Annotated in this window: 15 protein-coding genes; 9 read left to right on the top strand and 6 right to left on the bottom strand. The window is 69.3% G+C overall.

Annotated elements, in window-relative coordinates; genetic code table 11:
- A partial coding sequence (locus tag FDA94_RS36530; RefSeq protein WP_170991280.1) for an AAA family ATPase occupies window positions 1-708 on the top strand: 708 nt, incomplete at its 5' end.
- A 285-nt stretch (window positions 709-993) separates the two neighbouring features.
- Window positions 994-1,911 (top strand): TIM barrel protein, encoded by a 918-nt coding sequence (locus tag FDA94_RS36525; protein ID WP_137251602.1) that lies wholly within the window; start codon window positions 994-996, stop codon window positions 1,909-1,911.
- Window positions 1,912-1,931: 20 nt separating this feature from the next.
- Here the strand turns inward: FDA94_RS36525 and FDA94_RS36520 are convergent, their stop codons facing one another.
- Window positions 1,932-2,798: an HhH-GPD family protein gene (locus tag FDA94_RS36520; protein ID WP_137251601.1), complete on the bottom strand. Its 867-nt coding sequence runs from the start codon at window positions 2,796-2,798 to the stop codon at window positions 1,932-1,934.
- A gap of 77 nt (window positions 2,799-2,875) precedes the next feature.
- On the opposite strand from FDA94_RS36520, the gene FDA94_RS36515 reads away from it, so the two are divergent.
- A complete protein-coding gene (locus tag FDA94_RS36515; RefSeq protein ID WP_137251600.1) occupies window positions 2,876-3,547 on the top strand; it encodes a hypothetical protein in 672 nt (223 codons plus the stop codon).
- A 169-nt stretch (window positions 3,548-3,716) separates the two neighbouring features.
- Here FDA94_RS36515 and disA read toward each other — a convergent pair whose 3' ends face one another.
- From disA to FDA94_RS36500, 3 genes are all read right to left on the bottom strand, one after another.
- Window positions 3,717-4,802, bottom strand: a complete 1,086-nt coding sequence (gene disA, locus FDA94_RS36510) for a DNA integrity scanning diadenylate cyclase DisA (protein ID WP_137251599.1) — start codon at window positions 4,800-4,802, stop codon at window positions 3,717-3,719.
- 59 nt (window positions 4,803-4,861) lie between these two features.
- Window positions 4,862-6,295 (bottom strand): DNA repair protein RadA, encoded by a 1,434-nt coding sequence (radA, locus tag FDA94_RS36505; protein WP_137251598.1) that lies wholly within the window; start codon window positions 6,293-6,295, stop codon window positions 4,862-4,864.
- 194 nt (window positions 6,296-6,489) lie between these two features.
- Window positions 6,490-7,188, bottom strand: coding sequence for a class I SAM-dependent methyltransferase (locus tag FDA94_RS36500; protein WP_137251597.1), 699 nt, complete (start codon window positions 7,186-7,188; stop codon window positions 6,490-6,492).
- 53 nt (window positions 7,189-7,241) lie between these two features.
- Here FDA94_RS36500 and FDA94_RS36495 point away from each other — a divergent pair, with 53 nt between their 5' ends.
- The 6 genes from FDA94_RS36495 (at window position 7,242) to FDA94_RS36470 (ending at window position 13,590) form a co-directional block, all read left to right on the top strand.
- Window positions 7,242-8,096 carry a sugar phosphate isomerase/epimerase family protein gene (locus FDA94_RS36495; RefSeq protein ID WP_246060351.1) on the top strand — a complete coding sequence of 285 codons (855 nt, stop codon included), beginning with the start codon at window positions 7,242-7,244 and terminating at the stop codon, window positions 8,094-8,096.
- Window positions 8,097-8,109: 13 nt separating this feature from the next.
- On the top strand, window positions 8,110-8,850 hold the full coding sequence (locus FDA94_RS36490) for a class I SAM-dependent methyltransferase (protein WP_137251596.1): 741 nt from the start codon (window positions 8,110-8,112) through the stop codon (window positions 8,848-8,850).
- Window positions 8,847-9,434 (top strand): TetR/AcrR family transcriptional regulator, encoded by a 588-nt coding sequence (locus FDA94_RS36485; protein ID WP_137251595.1) that lies wholly within the window; start codon window positions 8,847-8,849, stop codon window positions 9,432-9,434. Before FDA94_RS36490 ends, FDA94_RS36485 begins: the two co-directional genes overlap by 4 nt.
- Before the next feature lie 69 nt (window positions 9,435-9,503).
- The gene (locus FDA94_RS36480) at window positions 9,504-11,603 is read left to right on the top strand and encodes a (Fe-S)-binding protein (protein WP_246060350.1); all 2,100 of its coding nucleotides are present in this window, start codon (window positions 9,504-9,506) and stop codon (window positions 11,601-11,603) included.
- Between the two features lie 167 nt (window positions 11,604-11,770).
- Entirely contained in the window at window positions 11,771-12,520 is a 750-nt protein-coding gene (locus tag FDA94_RS36475) for a hypothetical protein (RefSeq protein ID WP_231515563.1), read from the top strand.
- Window positions 12,517-13,590: a glycosyltransferase gene (locus tag FDA94_RS36470; protein ID WP_137251594.1), complete on the top strand. Its 1,074-nt coding sequence runs from the start codon at window positions 12,517-12,519 to the stop codon at window positions 13,588-13,590. Before FDA94_RS36475 ends, FDA94_RS36470 begins: the two co-directional genes overlap by 4 nt.
- Window positions 13,591-13,653: 63 nt before the next feature.
- On the opposite strand, the gene FDA94_RS39640 is transcribed toward FDA94_RS36470, so the two are convergent.
- Entirely contained in the window at window positions 13,654-13,815 is a 162-nt protein-coding gene (locus tag FDA94_RS39640; protein ID WP_169806330.1) for a hypothetical protein, read from the bottom strand.
- Window positions 13,816-14,034: 219 nt separating this feature from the next.
- A complete protein-coding gene (locus FDA94_RS36465) occupies window positions 14,035-15,399 on the bottom strand; it encodes a hypothetical protein (RefSeq protein WP_212735669.1) in 1,365 nt (454 codons plus the stop codon).
- Window positions 15,400-15,502: the final 103 nt, after the last annotated feature.

Raw genomic sequence — 15,502 nt, 5'->3', positions numbered from 1 at the left:
GAGGGCGGTCAGCTGACCGAGAAGGTGCGGCGCAAGCCGTTCTCGGTGGTGCTGTTCGACGAGATCGAGAAGGCCCACCCCGACATCTTCAACAGCCTCCTGCAGATCCTGGAGGACGGTCGCCTGACCGACGCCCAGGGCCGCGTGGTCGACTTCAAGAACACGGTCATCATCATGACCACCAACCTCGGCACCCGTGACATCAGCAAGGGCATCGGGGTCGGGTTCGCCAAGAACAACGACGTCGAGGGCAACTACGACCGGATGAAGGCCAAGGTCCAGGAAGAGCTCAAGCAGCACTTCCGGCCCGAGTTCCTCAACCGCGTCGACGACACCGTCGTCTTCCACCAGCTCACGATGACGGAGATCATCCGCATCGTCGACCTGATGCTGGCGCAGGTCGACGCCCGCCTGAAGGACCGGGACATGGGCCTCGAGCTCACCCCGGCCGCCAAGCAGGTGCTGGCCGACCGTGGCTACGACCCGGTGCTCGGCGCCCGTCCGCTCCGTCGCACGATCCAGCGTGAGCTGGAGGACTCGCTGTCGGAGAAGATCCTCTACGGGGAGCTGCGTCCCGGCCAGGTCGTCAAGGTCGACGTGGAGGGTGAGGGCGAGGCCGCCAAGTTCACCTTCGTCGGCGAGGCGAAGGCCGAAGGCGTTCCCGACAGCGCCGCCGCGATCGTCGACGCGATCACCAAGGGCGCTTAGGGCCTGACGGTTCACCAGCGGGTCGTCCCTCCGGGGGCGGCCCGCTGTTTTACGTTCACGTCACAACTGGGTGAAGGAACGTGGCCGCACCACCAAAGGTAGTACTACACTGTGTAGAGCGAAGGGACGTCCTCCTGCAGGCGTACCTCCGAATCAACTGCGGGGTGGACGCACCGGAGTGCCGTACGACGGCATGCTCTGGAATCCCGGCGTCCCGGGACTCGAGCCCCATGCGATCAGGACAGGTTGCGTGGCTGGATTTGAGTCGGACCTTTGGAGGCAACGATGCGGCTGCGCCACGACGACGGAACCGTCGTCCACTTGGCCTACAACGCGGGCGTTCACCCGGCGGAAGATCTGGAGAACCTGATCGCCCACCTGACCCGCTACGCCGTGCCGGTCCGGAAGAAGCTCGGCGTCGACCGCCTGGGCATCGGCCTCTGGCTGGCCCCGACGGTCGCCGACCACCTCGTCTCCGACCGCATCGAGCTGGTCCGCCTCCGGCGGTCGCTGGAGGAGCGCGGCCTGGAGGTGGTCAGCCTCAACGGGACCGGCGGCCGCCACCAGGAGACGCCCGGCCCCGATTGGGCCAAGCCGGAGCGCTACCGCTACACGATGTCGCTGGCCAAGATCCTCGCCTTCCTGCTGCCGGAAGACGTCCGGTTCGGCTCGATCTCCACGATCCCGATCGGCTGGCGCCGCGACTGGCCCGCCGACCTGCACGCCATCGCCTCCCGCCGGCTGGAGCGCCTGTCGCGTGAACTGCGCGGGATCTACAGCGTGACCGGCAAGCACATCCGGGTCGGCTTCGAGCCGTGGCCCGGCTGCGTCCTCGAAACGACCGAGCAGGCGCTGGAGCGGGTCTGCGGCATCGACTCCGAACACCTCGGAGTGTGTCTGGACGCCTGTCATTTGACCTGTGGCGGCGCGGAGGAGGCCGGGAAGGCTCTCCGTGGCCTGGCCCAGGCGGGAGCGCCTGTGGTCAAACTGGGGCACGTACACAACAACATGGACGAGATCCCCAACACACTCAACGCGCTCCTGTCGGGCGCCGTCCACGGCAGCGCCCACATCGAGGTCGAGGCCCACGAGTGGGTCGCCCCGAAGACGAAGGGCCCGGCGGCCCTGGTGGCCCGCCTGGCCGACGACCTCGACTGGACCAGGAGCAACCTGACGGCGCTGGGCCTCAAGCTCGCCGCCTGACGGCGAAGCCGCCGGGCCGGTCAGCCTGGCAGGGCGTAGAGGTCGTCGTCGACCAGTTCGGCCAGGCCGTCGGCCAGGAGGCCGTCGAGGGCGCGTTCTCGCTGGACCGCGTCGGCCCACACCGCGTCGAGCAGCGCCTTCTCCACCGGCCCCGGTGCGTCGCGGAGGACCGCCAGGAGGCGGCCGCGGCACTGGCGGTCGGTGCCGGCGTAGGTCTGGCCCTTGCGCTCGGGGCCGTCGTGGGCGGGCTTTCCGGCCAGCAGCCAGGCGCAGCGCGAGGAGACCGGGCAGTCGGCGCAGCGGGGGGAGCGCGCCGTGCAGACCAGTGCGCCGAGCTCCATGACCGCGACCGCCCAGCGGGGCGCGCCGATCGGCGGGATCAGCGACTCGGCCAGGCGCTTCTCGGGGGTGGTCGTCGCCTTGGGGGGATATTCCTCGCCGCGGATCGTGCGGGCCAGCACCCGGCGGACGTTGGTGTCGAGGACCGCGTGGCTCTTCCCGTAGGCGAAGCTGGCCACCGCGGCGGCGGTGTAGTCGCCGATGCCGGGGAGGGTGCGCAGGTCGTCGTAGGTCGAGGGGACCTCGCCGTGCCAGGACTCGGTGATGGCCTTGGCGCAGGCGTGGAGGCGGAGGGCCCTTCTCGGGTAGCCCAGGCGGCCCCAGTTGCGTACCGCTTCGCCAGGAGGCTCCTTCGCCAGGGCCTCGGGAGTGGGCCAGCGGGTCATCCACTCCTCCCAGATCGGGAGGACGCGCACCACGGGGGTCTGCTGGAGCATGATCTCGCTGACCAGGATGCCCCAGGGGGTCGCCTCGGGGCGGCGCCAGGGGAGGTCGCGATTGTGCTCGGCATACCAGTCGAGGATGGGGGAGTGAAGCGGATGAGCCACGTTTCCGCACTGTAGTTGACCTCGCTCCCCGGCGAGGCGCGTCCGTCGAGACCACCGGGTCTATTAATACTGTGAGTATGGATCCGGACACCTTCCGTGGTGAGGTAGTCGAGGGCCCGGACGTCTACTGGCGGCGCCGAGTGCTGGTGCTGACCGGCATGCTCGTCGTGGGGGCCGTAATCGCCTGGGTTTGCACGAGCGGCCCAGACGCGCCGCTGGCCGGCGCCGCCCCTGCCAAGGGCACGTCCGACGCGTTGATCGTCTCGCTGCCCTCGCCACGCACCCCAAGCACTGCTCCCTCCGGTACGCCCACGCCGTCGGCCACCCCGTCACCGTCGGGCGCACCGGAGAAACGCGAGAGCGGCACCTGCAACCCGAAGGACCTGGTCGTCAACCTGACCGCCGGCCGCGAGATCTACACGGGCGCCGAACGCCCCGGCTTCATGCTGACCGTGGTCAACACCGCCAAAAACCCGTGCAAGGTGGACGTAGGCCCCCGGGCCCTGGAGATGCGCATCACCTCGGGTCCGGCCCGCATCTGGTCGACCGCCGACTGCGTCAGCGGCTCAGGCATCGACCGCCAAACTTTGAAACGCGGCATCCCCTACGTCCGCTCCATCGAATGGGACCGCAACCGCTCAGGCGACTCCTGCACAGCAAGATCGACCGTCGCCGGCAAAGGCACCTACATAGCGATAGCCAGGGCAGGCAACCTGCGAAGCAAGAAAAACGTCTTCCACCTGCGATAAGCCCTCAGGCCCCGCGAGGGCGCGCCCCGTCTGGACTGAGGAGCGCAGGAGAGCGAAGCGAACCGAAGCGACGAGGGAAGACGGGGGCTGAAAGCGCCCGAGCCCGCCGCGCCGGAGGCGCGGCCCTCAAACAGGCGCCCGAGCCCGCCGCGCCGGAGGCGGGGCGATTTCACACGTAACGTTCCAAGATCGACGACTCCGCCAGGCGGGACAGACCCTCTCGTACGCTGCGGGCTCTCGTCTCGCCCACCCCGCCGACCATCTGCAGGTCGACGATGCTGGCGGCCAGGAGTTTCTGCAGGCCGCCGAAGTGGTCGACCAAACGGTCGACGATCGACGCCGGGAGGCGGGGCACCCGGGCCAGCAGGCGGAACCCTCGGGGGCTCACGGGCGAGTCGAGGGCCTCGGGGCCGGTGCTGCCGAGGATCCCGGCCACCCGTGACAGGTCGAGCAGGTCGGTCGAGCTCAGGTCGTCGAGTTCGCGGAGGGCGTCGCTGAAGCCGCGCTGCTTGGGGCCGAGGGCGTCGGGCAGGTAGTCGCGGACGATGAAGGAGCGGTCGTCTTCGACCCCGGCCACCAGTTCGTCGAGCTGGAGGGAGATAAGGCGGCCGTCGGTGCCGAGTTCGACGACGTAGCCCTCGATCTCGCGGGCGATGCGCCGGACCATCTCCAGGCGCTGCACGGCCGCGACCATGTCACGGACGGTCACCAGGTCTTCGATCTCCAGGGCCGACAGGTTGCCGGAGACCTCGTCGAGGCGCAGTTTGTAGCGCTCAAGGGTGGCCAGCGCCTGGTTGGCCTTCGACAGGATCGCGGCCGACTCTTCGAGCACGTGTCTGACACCGTCGAGGTAGACGGCGATGATGCGCATGGATTTGCTGATCGCGACGACCGGGTAGCCGGTCTGGCGGGCGACCCGCTGGGCGGTGCGGTGGCGGGTGCCCGACTCGTCGGTCGGCACGCCGGGATCGGGCACCAGGTGGACGGCCGCCCGGAGGATGCGATGATCGCCCTCGCCGAGCACGATCGCGCCGTCCATCTTGGCGAGTTCGCGCAGGCCGGTGGCGGTGAACTCGACGTTGAGCTGGAAGCCTCCGGTGCACAGCTCTTCGACGGTCGGGTCGTAGCCCAGCACGATCAGACCGCCGGTGTGGCCCCGGAGGATGCGCTCGAGCCCGTCGCGCAGCATGGTTCCCGGGGCGAGCGTCGCCAGGACGGCGCGCCTGCGCTCGTCGGCTTGTTTGTCGTTTTGCACGTAAGTGACCCCCGCTGGTTCACACGGCTACTACGCAGTTTACCGACGTAACGGGCTCCTCACCGGATGTGTGTCAGAGCGTCCCAGACGTTCTCGGCCTCGGTGACGGTGAACCCGGGGGCGAAGGTGGAGGTCCGGAGGGGTTCGCGGACGGCGACGACCTCGCCGCGCCTGCTTCTCGGCGGCGGGTCGAGGCGGGGCGGGGTGACGGCCTCCATCGAGCCGGCCGGGACCAGCGCGCGGGTGAAGCCCAGGCGGGCGGCCTCGGCCAGGCGGCGGCGGACCTCCCTGACCGGGCGCAGTTCACCGGCGAGGCCGACCTCGCCCATCGCGATCAGGCCGTGCGGGAGCGGGTTGTCTCCGGCGGCGCTGACGACCGAGAGCATCAGGGCCAGGTCGACGGCCGGGTCTGTGAGGCGGATGCCGCCGACGGTGGCGGTGAAGACGTCACAGCGGCCGATCTTGGCGTTGAGGCGGCGCTCCATGACGGCCAGGACCATCGCGACGCGGTAGGAGTCGAGGCCGGAGGAGGTGCGCCGGGGCTGGGGGGCCTCGGTGGGGCCGACGAGGGCCTGGAGCTCGGCCGGGATGGGGCGGGTGCCCTCGATCGTGACGGTCACGCAGGTGCCCGGGACCGGCTCGGGGTGGCGGGAGAGGAACAGGCCGCTCGGGTCGGTGATGCCGGTGATGCCCTTCTCGTGGAGGTCGAAGCAGCCGACCTCTTCGATCGGGCCGAACCGGTTCTTGATCGCCCGCACCATGCGCAGCCGCGAGTTGCGGTCGCCCTCGAAGTGGAGGACGACGTCGACGAGGTGTTCCAGCACGCGCGGCCCGGCGATCGAGCCGTCTTTGGTGACGTGGCCGACCAGGACGGTCGCCATGCCGCGCTCCTTGGCCAGCCGGACCAGGTTCCCGGCCACCTCGCGGACCTGGGTGACCCCGCCCGGCACCCCGGTCGCCTCGGCGGACCCGATCGTCTGGACGGAGTCGACGATCAGCAGCCGCGGGTTGACCCGCTCGACGTGGGTGACCAGAGCGCCCAGGTCGGTCTCGGCGGCCAGGTAGAGGTTGTCGACGACGGCGCCGATGCGGTCGGCCCGCATGCGCACCTGCGAAGCCGACTCCTCACCGGTCACGTAGAGCACGGTCTCGCGCCGCCCGGCGTGGGCGGCGGCCTCCAGCAGCAGGGTCGACTTCCCGATGCCCGGCTCGCCGGCCAGCAGCACCACCGCCCCCGGCACCAGCCCGCCGCCGAGGACCCGGTCGAGCTCGCTCACCCCGGTCGGCCTGGCGTGCGCGACCTCGGCCTTGACCTGGCCGATCGGAACGGCCGGCGAGGTGATCGCCCCCGCCTTGACCTCGGTCACCCCGGCCCGGACCCCGGCCTCTTCGACCGTGCCCCACGCCTGGCACTCCCCGCACCGGCCGACCCACTTGACGGTCACCCAGCCGCACTCGCCACACCGATAGGACACCTTGGTCGCTTTAGCCACGAGGCGCAGGCTACCGGCGGCCCCCGACAGATTCGGAAGACCACGACAGGACAGGGCCTGGCAGGCCGCCGCACTGGGCCGTCTTGCCCGCGTGGCGTGCGGCCTGTGCCAATAGCCGCACGGGCCTTCTGCCCGCGCGACCCGGCCTCGTCGAAGGGCGGTGGGCTGGGGCGTTCACGGACGGCCCTGGCGTGTCAGAAGAGCCGCCACCTCAGGATGTTCGGGTAGGGGATCTCCAAGCCTTCGGTCTCGCGGATGGCCGCCTTCGCGACCGTGTGGGCGAACTCGATCTTCAAGACCGCTTCTAGATCGGCTCGGCGCTCGAAGACCATCCGCAGGTCGAGCTCCTGCCTCGACCAGCCCTGCCGGGCCCAGAAGGCCTCCACGGCCTCTGGGGAGTACGTCGGCACCGTCGCGGAGAACCAGCGTCCGAACGGACCCCGGGTGGCGTCCAGGTCGACCACGAAGGCCGCGCCGCCCCTGCGCAGCACCCGGGACAGCTCGGCCAGGCCCGGTTCGCAGCCGGGGCCGAAGAAGTAGGCCCAGCGGGCCATGGCCACGTCCACCGAATGGTCGGGGAGGGGGATCTCCTGGGCGGTCGCCGTGTGGACGGTCACGTTCGGCACCCGGGCGCAGCGGCGGCGGGCCAGGGCGGCCAGGTCGCCGTGGGGTTCCACGCCGATCACCGAGGAGGCCTCCAGGGCGAGGGCGGGCAGGTGGTAGCCGGTTCCGCAGCCGATGTCGAGCACTGTCGAGCCGGTCCAGGGGCGCAGGGCCCGCATCGCCGACTCGACCCGCCGGTCGGGGTCGACCGCGTGGTTCTCCAGTTCGTAGACGGCCGGGGTGTTCCAGATGTTGGGGCTGGGCACGGCGCCCTTGACGATGCTGGCCATGACGCAACCCTAGGTTCGCCTCGACCGGGCACACGCCCGCTTAGTCTGGCAGGGTGAGCAAGAGTCGTGGCGAGCGTACATATATCGGAAGGAGCGAGGTCGTCCGGGTGCCCAATGCGAAGATCGCGTTGTCGACCGCATCGGTCTATCCCGAGCGAACCCCCGACGCCTTCGAGCTCGCGGCACGCTTGGGTTACGACGGCGTCGAGATCATGGTCGGGCAGGATCCGGTCAGTCAGGACGTCGACGTGCTCCAGCGTCTCCGCGACCACTACGAGCTGCCCATCCTCGCGATCCACGCGCCCTGTCTGCTGGTCACGCAGCGCGTGTGGGGCAAGGACCCGTGGCTCAAGCTGCGCAAGGCCCAGGCCGCCGCCGAGCGGCTGGGCGCCGGCACCGTCGTGGTGCATCCCCCTTTCCGCTGGCAGCGTGACTACGCCCGTGACTTCGAGATCGGGCTGGCCCGCATGCGCGACGAGACCGACGTGGTCTTCGCGGTCGAGAACATGTTCCCCCTCCGGGCCCGGGGCAACGAGGTCGTGCCCTACTCGCCCGACTGGAACCCCCTCGACTACGACTTCCCCGACGTCACCCTCGACCTGTCCCACACGGCGGTGTCCGGGTCCGACGCCATGGAGATGGCCACCAAGCTGGGCGACCGGCTGGCCCACCTCCACCTGGCCGACGGGATCGGCACCACGAACAAGGACGAACACCTCGTTCCTGGACGGGGCAACCAGCCCTGCGCTCCGCTGCTGGAGCGCCTCGCCAACGCGGGCTATGGTGGGCTGATCGTGCTGGAGATCAACACGCGGAGGGCGGCGACCCGCAGCGAGCGGATCGACGACCTGGCCGAGGCGCTGGCCTTCGCCCGGCTCAACTTCGCCGCCTCGTCCGCGAGGAAATGAGCGCTACAACCCCATGAGTCACCTGGTCTTCGACGCGCCCAGGGTGGCCGAGGCGTACGACGCGGCCCGACCGGAGTACCCCGCCGCGCTCTACGACGCTTTGTCCGAACTGTCCGGCACCACGCTCGACGGCGCCACCGTGGTCGACGTCGGCGCCGGGACCGGCATCTCCTCCCGTGGCATGCAGAAGCGGGGCGCCCGGGTGGTGGCCGCCGATCTCGCCGGGCACATGCTGGCCTATCACGACGGCGCCTCCGTCCTGGCCGACGGCAACGTGCTGCCCTTCCGCGACGGCTCGGCCGACCTGGTGACCTACGCCCAGGCGTGGCACTGGCTCGACCCGGCGCGGTCTATCGAGGAGGCCAAGAGGGTCAGCCGGAAGGCCGTCGCCGGATGGTGGAACTCCGTCGACACCCGCAAGGCCGGCTGGCTGGCCGAGTGCCAGATCAGGCTGTCCGATGTGCCGGGCTACACCGGGCCCGAGGGCAGAGACCTGCCGGCCATCGCGCGGGCGATGACCGAGGGCGGGCTCGACGTCCGCGACCGGTGGGTCCACTGGACCCGCCACGTGCGGCTCGACGTGTTCCTGACCAACCTGCGCTCCCACTCCTACATGGCCCGGCTCGACCAGGCCCAGGCAGACGAGCTGATCGATCGCGAGCGGGCCGAGCTCCTGCGCGTCTGCCCTGGTGGTGATCTTGTCGTGCCGATGCGCGTTTACCTCGCGGTCGGCCGGAAAGAGCCCGCCGGATGACGGAACAGCGGAGGCGCAGGCCCGGTAGACGGCCCGGATCCCTCGACACCCGGGGTGAGATCATCACCGCGGCCCGGGGGGTTTTCGCGGAGAAGGGGTTCGACAAGGCGACGGTCCGGGGGATCGCCCGTGAGGCGAACGTCGACCCGGCCCTGGTCCACCACTACTTCGACACCAAAGAGGGCCTGTTCGTCGCGGCCATGCAGTTCCCGGTCGAGCCGAGCGTGGCGGTGCCGATGATCCTGGCCGGGCCCCGCGAGGAGATGGGGGAGCGGCTGATCAGGTTCATCCTGACGGTCGCCTCCGACGAAGACCGGCGGGCGCCGATCATCGCGATGATCCGGTCGGCGATGTCGAACGAGCAGGCGGCCACGATGGTGCGGGAGTTCCTCGGGGAGGCGGTGCTCCAGCGGCTCGCCCAGGGCCTGGGCATCGATCCGATCAGGATCGAGGCGGCCTTCGGGCAGATGATCGGCGTGGTGATGCTCCGTTATATCGTCAAGATCGAGCCGATCGCGTCGGCGACGCCCGACGAGCTGGTCGCCCTGCTCGCGCCCACGTTGCAACGATATGTCGACCCCTGACGGAGCGCCTTCTAGAGGTTTGTTCTAGGGTCTGATTATGGTGACCACGATGGCGATGAGGAGGCCCCAGTGTTGCTGGTCTGCATAATCGGGCTGCTGATGACGGCGCTGACGATCGCGGTGGTGGCCAGGCGGGTGGGCTTCCTTTATCGGCTCGCCACTGTCGGCGAACCGGCGCCCGAACGCATCGCGTACGCCCGCGCGAACATCGGGGCCGAGATAAAGGCCCAGCTGGTCGAGGTTTTCGGGCAGAAGAAGCTGCTCAAGTGGACGCCCTCGGGCGTTGCCCACTTCTTTGTCATGTGGGCGTTTTTCATTCTTTTGACCGTTTATGTCGAGGCATACGGCGCGATGATCCAGGGCGCCATCACCGGGCGGCCCGACTTCCACATCCCGCTGATCGGCCGCTGGCCGGCGCTGGGCTTCCTGCAGGACTTCATCGCCCTGGCCGCGCTGCTCGGCCTGGTCGCCTTCGCCGTGATCCGGATCAAGAACGCGCCCTCGAAGCTGGGCCGGAACTCCCGCTTCTCCGGGTCTCACCTGGGCGGCGCGTGGGTGATCCTGTTCATGATCTTCAACATCATCTGGTCGCTGTTCCTGTTCCGGGCGGCTGCGATCAACACCGGCAACTTCCCCTACGAGTCGGGGGCGTTCGTCTCCGAGCTCGTGGCGCGGATCCTGCCGACCTCGTCACTGCTGGAAGAGATCGCGCTGCTGCTGCACATCGGCCTGATGCTGGTGTTCGCGGTCATCGTGGTGAACAGCAAGCACCTGCACATCTTCACCGCCCCGCTGAACGTGCTGTTCTCGCGGCGGCCCGACGGCATGGGCGCGGCCCAGGAGATGCGCAGCGGCGGCAAGGTGCTCGACTTCGAGGAGGCCGACCCCGAGACCGACGTCTTCGGCCGCGGCAAGATCGAAGAGACGACGTGGAAGGGCTTCCTCGACTTCTACACGTGTACGGAATGCGGCCGCTGCCAGTCGCAGTGCCCGGCCTGGAACACCGACAAGCCGCTGTCGCCCAAGATGCTCATCCTCGACCAGCGTGACCACGCCTTCGCGGTCGCGCCCTACCTGCTGATGAGCGAGGAGCAGCGCGCCCACGCCGGTCAGGACGTGCTGGCCCTGCTGGAGAAGCCGCTGGTCGGCGAGCAGGGCGTCATCCACCCCGACGTGCTCTGGTCGTGCACCAACTGCGGCGCCTGCGTCGAGCAGTGCCCGGTCGACATCGAGCACATCGACCACATCCTCGACATGCGCCGTTACCAGGTCATGATCGAGTCGGCCTTCCCGTCCGAGGCCGGCGTGATGCTGAAGAACCTCGAGAACAAGGGCAACCCGTGGGGCATGCCCGAGATGAAGCGCGCCGAGTGGATCGAGGAACTCGACTTCGAGGTCGAGATCGTCGACGAGAAGATGCCCGAAGACACCGAATACCTCTTCTGGGTCGGCTGCGCGGGCGCTCTCGAAGACCGGGCGAAGAAGACCACCAAGGCGGTCGCCGAGCTGCTGCACATCGCGGGCGTGAAGTTCGCGGTGCTCGGCCCGATGGAGGCCTGCACCGGCGACCCGGCCCGCCGTCTGGGCATGGAGTTCCTGTTCAACATGCTGGCCCAGCAGAACATCGAGACGCTCAACGAGGCCGGGGTCAAGAAGATCGTGGCCACCTGCCCGCACTGCTTCAACACCCTGGCCAACGAGTATCCGCAGCTGGGCGGGCACTTCGAGGTCGTACACCACACGCAGTTGCTGTCTCATCTGGTCGACACCGGGAAGCTGACCCCGATCACGCCGATCGAGGAGAAGATCACCTATCACGACCCGTGCTTCCTCGGGCGGCACAACAAGGTCTACTCGCAGCCGCGCGACATCATGGCCAAGGTGCCCGGCGTCACGACGCAGGAGATGCACCGTCACAAGGACCGCGGGTTCTGCTGCGGCGCCGGCGGCGCGCGGATGTGGATGGAGGAGCGGATCGGCAAGCGCATCAACACCGAGCGGGTCGACGAGGCGCTCACCACCGACCCTGACACGGTGTCGACCGCCTGCCCGTTCTGCCTCGTGATGCTCGGCGACGCGATCAACGAGAAGAAGAACACCGGCAAGGCCAAGGAGACGCTGGAGGTCGTCGACGTGGCCCAGCTCTTGATCAAATCCATCAAGGGCTGACTGGCCCGTTGATCGGTTGTCGAATCCGCTGGTCAGGGCCACATGCGCGCCACCCTGTTCTCCACATAACGGGAGAATCACGGTAACCTCAACGTTGGCTCAATCAACGGGGAGGGGGCTGAACGGTGGGCGTGGTCGTCACAGACGCGGAAGTAACTCTTGCCGACGTGCTCTCCCTGCGGATGGCGATCGACCATCCGCTGGAGGCGGGCACGCATCTGGTGCTCCGGCACCGCGGCACCGGCTCGGAACGGAAGGTGCGGCTCGGGACCCCGGGCCGCCCCGCCAAAGACGCCACCGTCGCCGTCTCGCTGGCCGGGTTGAAGCTCACGCCCGGCCGCTGGGACGCCTATCTCCAGCAGAGCGGCCCCCGCACCCGCATGCAGAGCATCGACCCGGGCTTCTCGCTCGACCGGCTCGACGCCTACGCGCTCGGCCGCCGGACCATGTCCTACCGCGCCTACCGCACCCGCAACGGCTTCCTGGCCATCAAGATCGCCGATGCCGAGCCGGTCGCCGACGTGCGGGCGGTCTGGTTCCGCGAGGGCCGGTTCGAGGTGACGGGGCTGCTGGCGTACACGGGGCTGGGAGACGACGACCAGCACCACCGCGCCCGGCTCTCTCTGAAGCACAGTGACGCCACCGTGACCGCGACGGCCACGGTCCAGGGTGTACGGTTTCACGCCGCCCTCTCCCTGTGCGACGTCCTGGCCGCCACCCCCGACTCGGAGGGGGTGTGGGAGCCCTCCCTCGAAGTCGACGGGGTCGACGGCCCGATGGCTTTGGGAGCGCTCCTCGACGACGTGGAGGGCAAGCGCCGCCGCGTCCACTATCCGGCGACGAAGATCGACGGTGTCCCGATCAAGCCGAGCTTCTCGCCCGCCGACCATCTCCGGCTCGAGGTGGGCGCGGCGTGAAGATCACGTTCCTGGTGCCGTCCGCGTACGGGATGCGTGGCGACATACGGGCGATGCTGAACCTCGCGGCCGCCCTGACGAGCGGGCACCAGGTCGAGGTGGTCAGCGTCAAGCGCACCAGGGACGCCCCGTTCTTCCCCGTCGACCCCGCGATCAGGCTGCGCTGGCTGGTCGACGCCCGGCCCGGCCGTCATCTGCTGCCGCGCGGCCAGGTGCGCACCGAGGTCGCCCTCTGGCGGGCGCTGCGCGCGACCAGGTCTGATGTGCTGGTCACCGCCCGGCCGAGCCTGAGCGTGCAGTCGGCCCGGTACGCCCCCCGCGAGGTGATCAGAATCGCCCGCGAGTGGACGCGGCCGGCCGTGCCGACCCCCGTCCAGCGCTACTACCCGCGCCTCGACGCCGTGGTGACCAGCACCGACGCCGGCCGGAGCGAGTGGACCCGGCTGCTCGACGACGAGCTCAGCGTGCACACCATCCCCGACCCGCTGCCCAAAGGTCCGTGGCCGAGGTCGCGGATGGACAACCGGATCATCAGCGCCGGGGGCCGGTGGGTGGCCGACAAGGCGTTCGACCGGCTGATCAGGGCCTTCGCGATGGTCGCCGACAAGCGGCCCGACTGGCGGCTGCGCCTCTACGGCGCCGGCTCTGAGGAGAAGCGGCTGCGCGCCCTGGTCGCCGAGCTCAGCCTGCACAACCACGTCTACTTCATGGGCACCACCCCCGACCTGCCCGGCGAGTTCGCCAAGGCGTCGATCGTGGCCGTCCCGTCGCGCCACGAGGTGCTCGGCATGACCGTGAACGAGGCGCTCAGCACGGGGGTGCCCATCGTGGGCTTCGACGGCCCGAAGGGGCTGGTCCAGTTCGTGCGGCCGGGGATCGACAGCGTGCTGGTCAGCGAGGGGGCCGGGGAGATCGAGGCCTATGCGGGAGCGCTGCTGTCGCTGGTCGACGACGAGCGCAAACGGATGACGCTGGCCGCTGGAGCGCTCGAATCGGCCACGCAGCGCGGCGCCACCGCCATCGCCGCCCGCTGGCAGGATCTGATGTATGGTTTGCGCTCCCGCGCCTGATCCCCGTGGAATAACAGATCCCGAGCCCCCGAATTCGGAAGCCCGGGACCATGATCTTCAGCTTCAGCGACTCGCCGAAGTCCGCAACCCGAGCGCGTTGTCGAGCTCCTCCAAGGTCAGTCGGTCATCCGTGAAGTTGACGGCCTCCAGAACCTCGGCGTAGAGCGCGATTTCGTCCAACGCGACACGGTCATGGACCCGGGAGTCCAAGTCGTCGTGCCCCACCGCGTCGTCCTTCCTTCCGCAGCCCACACCCTCTTCGAGGTTACGTCCGCGTCGGTTTCGGCGACATGGCCCATCGGGACCATTCCCGCCGCCGGACCCCCCTCGACTAACCATTTCCCGCTAAGCGCGATCACAATTCGGTCAATTTCCCAAGGTGGGTGGGACCTGATTGCTAAAGGATGATTTATCGGTCTTTGCGGGGTAAGGGGGATCTGGCGGTCAGGAGTGGTACAACCACTCCGAGGTGATCTCCGAGACGGGTCTTCCGGGCATCCGCAACGGCGAAGGAACCGTGTCGTCCCGCTCGTGAATCAACTTCCCAGAGACGGCCGAAGCCGACGGGAATCCTCTTTCCGGCACCGCCCTGCCGATCATGGCAGACCATGCCAGACCTGTGGCGTAGGCCGCGCCGAGCAGTGCCGAGGCGGCCTCGCGGCCGGGCGGGGACAGGACGTCGGGAAGCGCGCCGTCGGCGGGCCACAGGGCCCTCAGCGGGTGGGCCGAATCGTCAAGGGCCTGACGGGCGGCCCGGCGCACCTCGTCGTCGAGCAGGGGGAAGACATCTGTCACCTGAGCGTCAGCCACCGTTGACAGGTCACAGGCGAGGAGGCTCGCGGCGGCCAGGCGCGGGTCGACGCCCCGGCCGGCCAGGTAGCCCAGTGCCTCGGTCAGGTCGTAGAAGGTGTGCTGGAAGTGGTCCTTCGGGGCGGTCTCGTGGATGGTCGTACTGGTCAGATGGGGTGGCAACCGGTGCAGCCAGTGTCTGGCCAGATCTGACCCCTGGTCGACGTGGCCGTGGTCGAGCCAGGGCTGCCGCAGCAGGGGTTCGATCATCACCGTGAGGGCCTGGGCGCGCGGCCGGAAGCGCGGGTCGTCGCTCAGCACGGTCGCGACCTCCGCAGCCAGCCCGACCAGGCGCAGCGCCGTCTCGTGGGCTCCGGCGGCCAGCCTCTCCCTGTACGGCTCCAGCAACGACTCCAGCCGCACCCCCGGCAGCCACCTGACCCAGTCGTCGCCCGGCAGCGGCTTGCCCAGGAACTCGCCGAACATGGTCAGCAGCTGCTCGTTGCCGTCGAAGGCCGGCGCGTAGGCGCACCACATGACCACGCCCCACACCATCGCGACGGGCGAGGTCACCTCGGGGGCGAACAGGTCTTTGAGCGGGCCGGGGACGAGCGGGAAGTCGTCTTGGCTCAGCCCCCGGTGTGCGGCCAGGATCGCCCTGATCCGGTCGGCGACCTCCGGCAGCACGTCGGGCCCCACGAACCCCTGTGTCGACCCCCGGTCGGCCGCGAAGTCGGGCCCCTGGGGCACCAGCCACCACGGGATGGCGGGATTGACGCGTACGCAGGTGTTGCGCACCCCGGGCTCGGCCGGGGGCGGCGCCAGCATCCACTGGCCGTCGGCGTCGCGCCGGTACCAGCGTGCGCCCAGCCCGAAGATCCAGCACGAGCCGTCGTGGGCCGACAGGCCCCGGCGGGCGAGCGCTTCGGCGCGTGACTCCATCCGGCGGAGCGACCACTGCGGGTCGGCCACCATCGCCCGGACGTCCTGCTCCACGGCCGCGAAACCGTCAAACTGCACGAGCCACATGCTAGAACATGTGAAACTTTCACCCGCCTGAGCTGGATAAATGGCTATGAGCTGGGGGACTCGCGGCACAAGCTCTTGGCATGTCCGCTGTTGT

The organism is Herbidospora galbida, assembly GCF_005233835.1.
Taxonomy (GTDB): Bacteria; Actinomycetota; Actinomycetes; order Streptosporangiales; family Streptosporangiaceae; genus Herbidospora; species Herbidospora galbida.
This window is presented reverse-complemented; position numbering and strand designations above follow the sequence as displayed.

Bases quoted from the DNA above. Each gene is read 5' to 3' on its own strand.
- FDA94_RS36490 (WP_137251596.1), top strand. From the start codon at position 8,110: ATGAGTCACCTGGTCTTCGACGCGCCCAGGGTGGCCGAGGCGTACGAC.
- FDA94_RS36515 (WP_137251600.1), top strand. From the start codon at position 2,876: ATGGATCCGGACACCTTCCGTGGTGAGGTAGTCGAGGGCCCGGACGTC.
- FDA94_RS36485 (WP_137251595.1), top strand. From the start codon at position 8,847: ATGACGGAACAGCGGAGGCGCAGGCCCGGTAGACGGCCCGGATCCCTC.
- FDA94_RS36525 (WP_137251602.1), top strand. From the start codon at position 994: ATGCGGCTGCGCCACGACGACGGAACCGTCGTCCACTTGGCCTACAAC.
- FDA94_RS36500 (WP_137251597.1), bottom strand. From the start codon at position 7,188: ATGGCCAGCATCGTCAAGGGCGCCGTGCCCAGCCCCAACATCTGGAAC.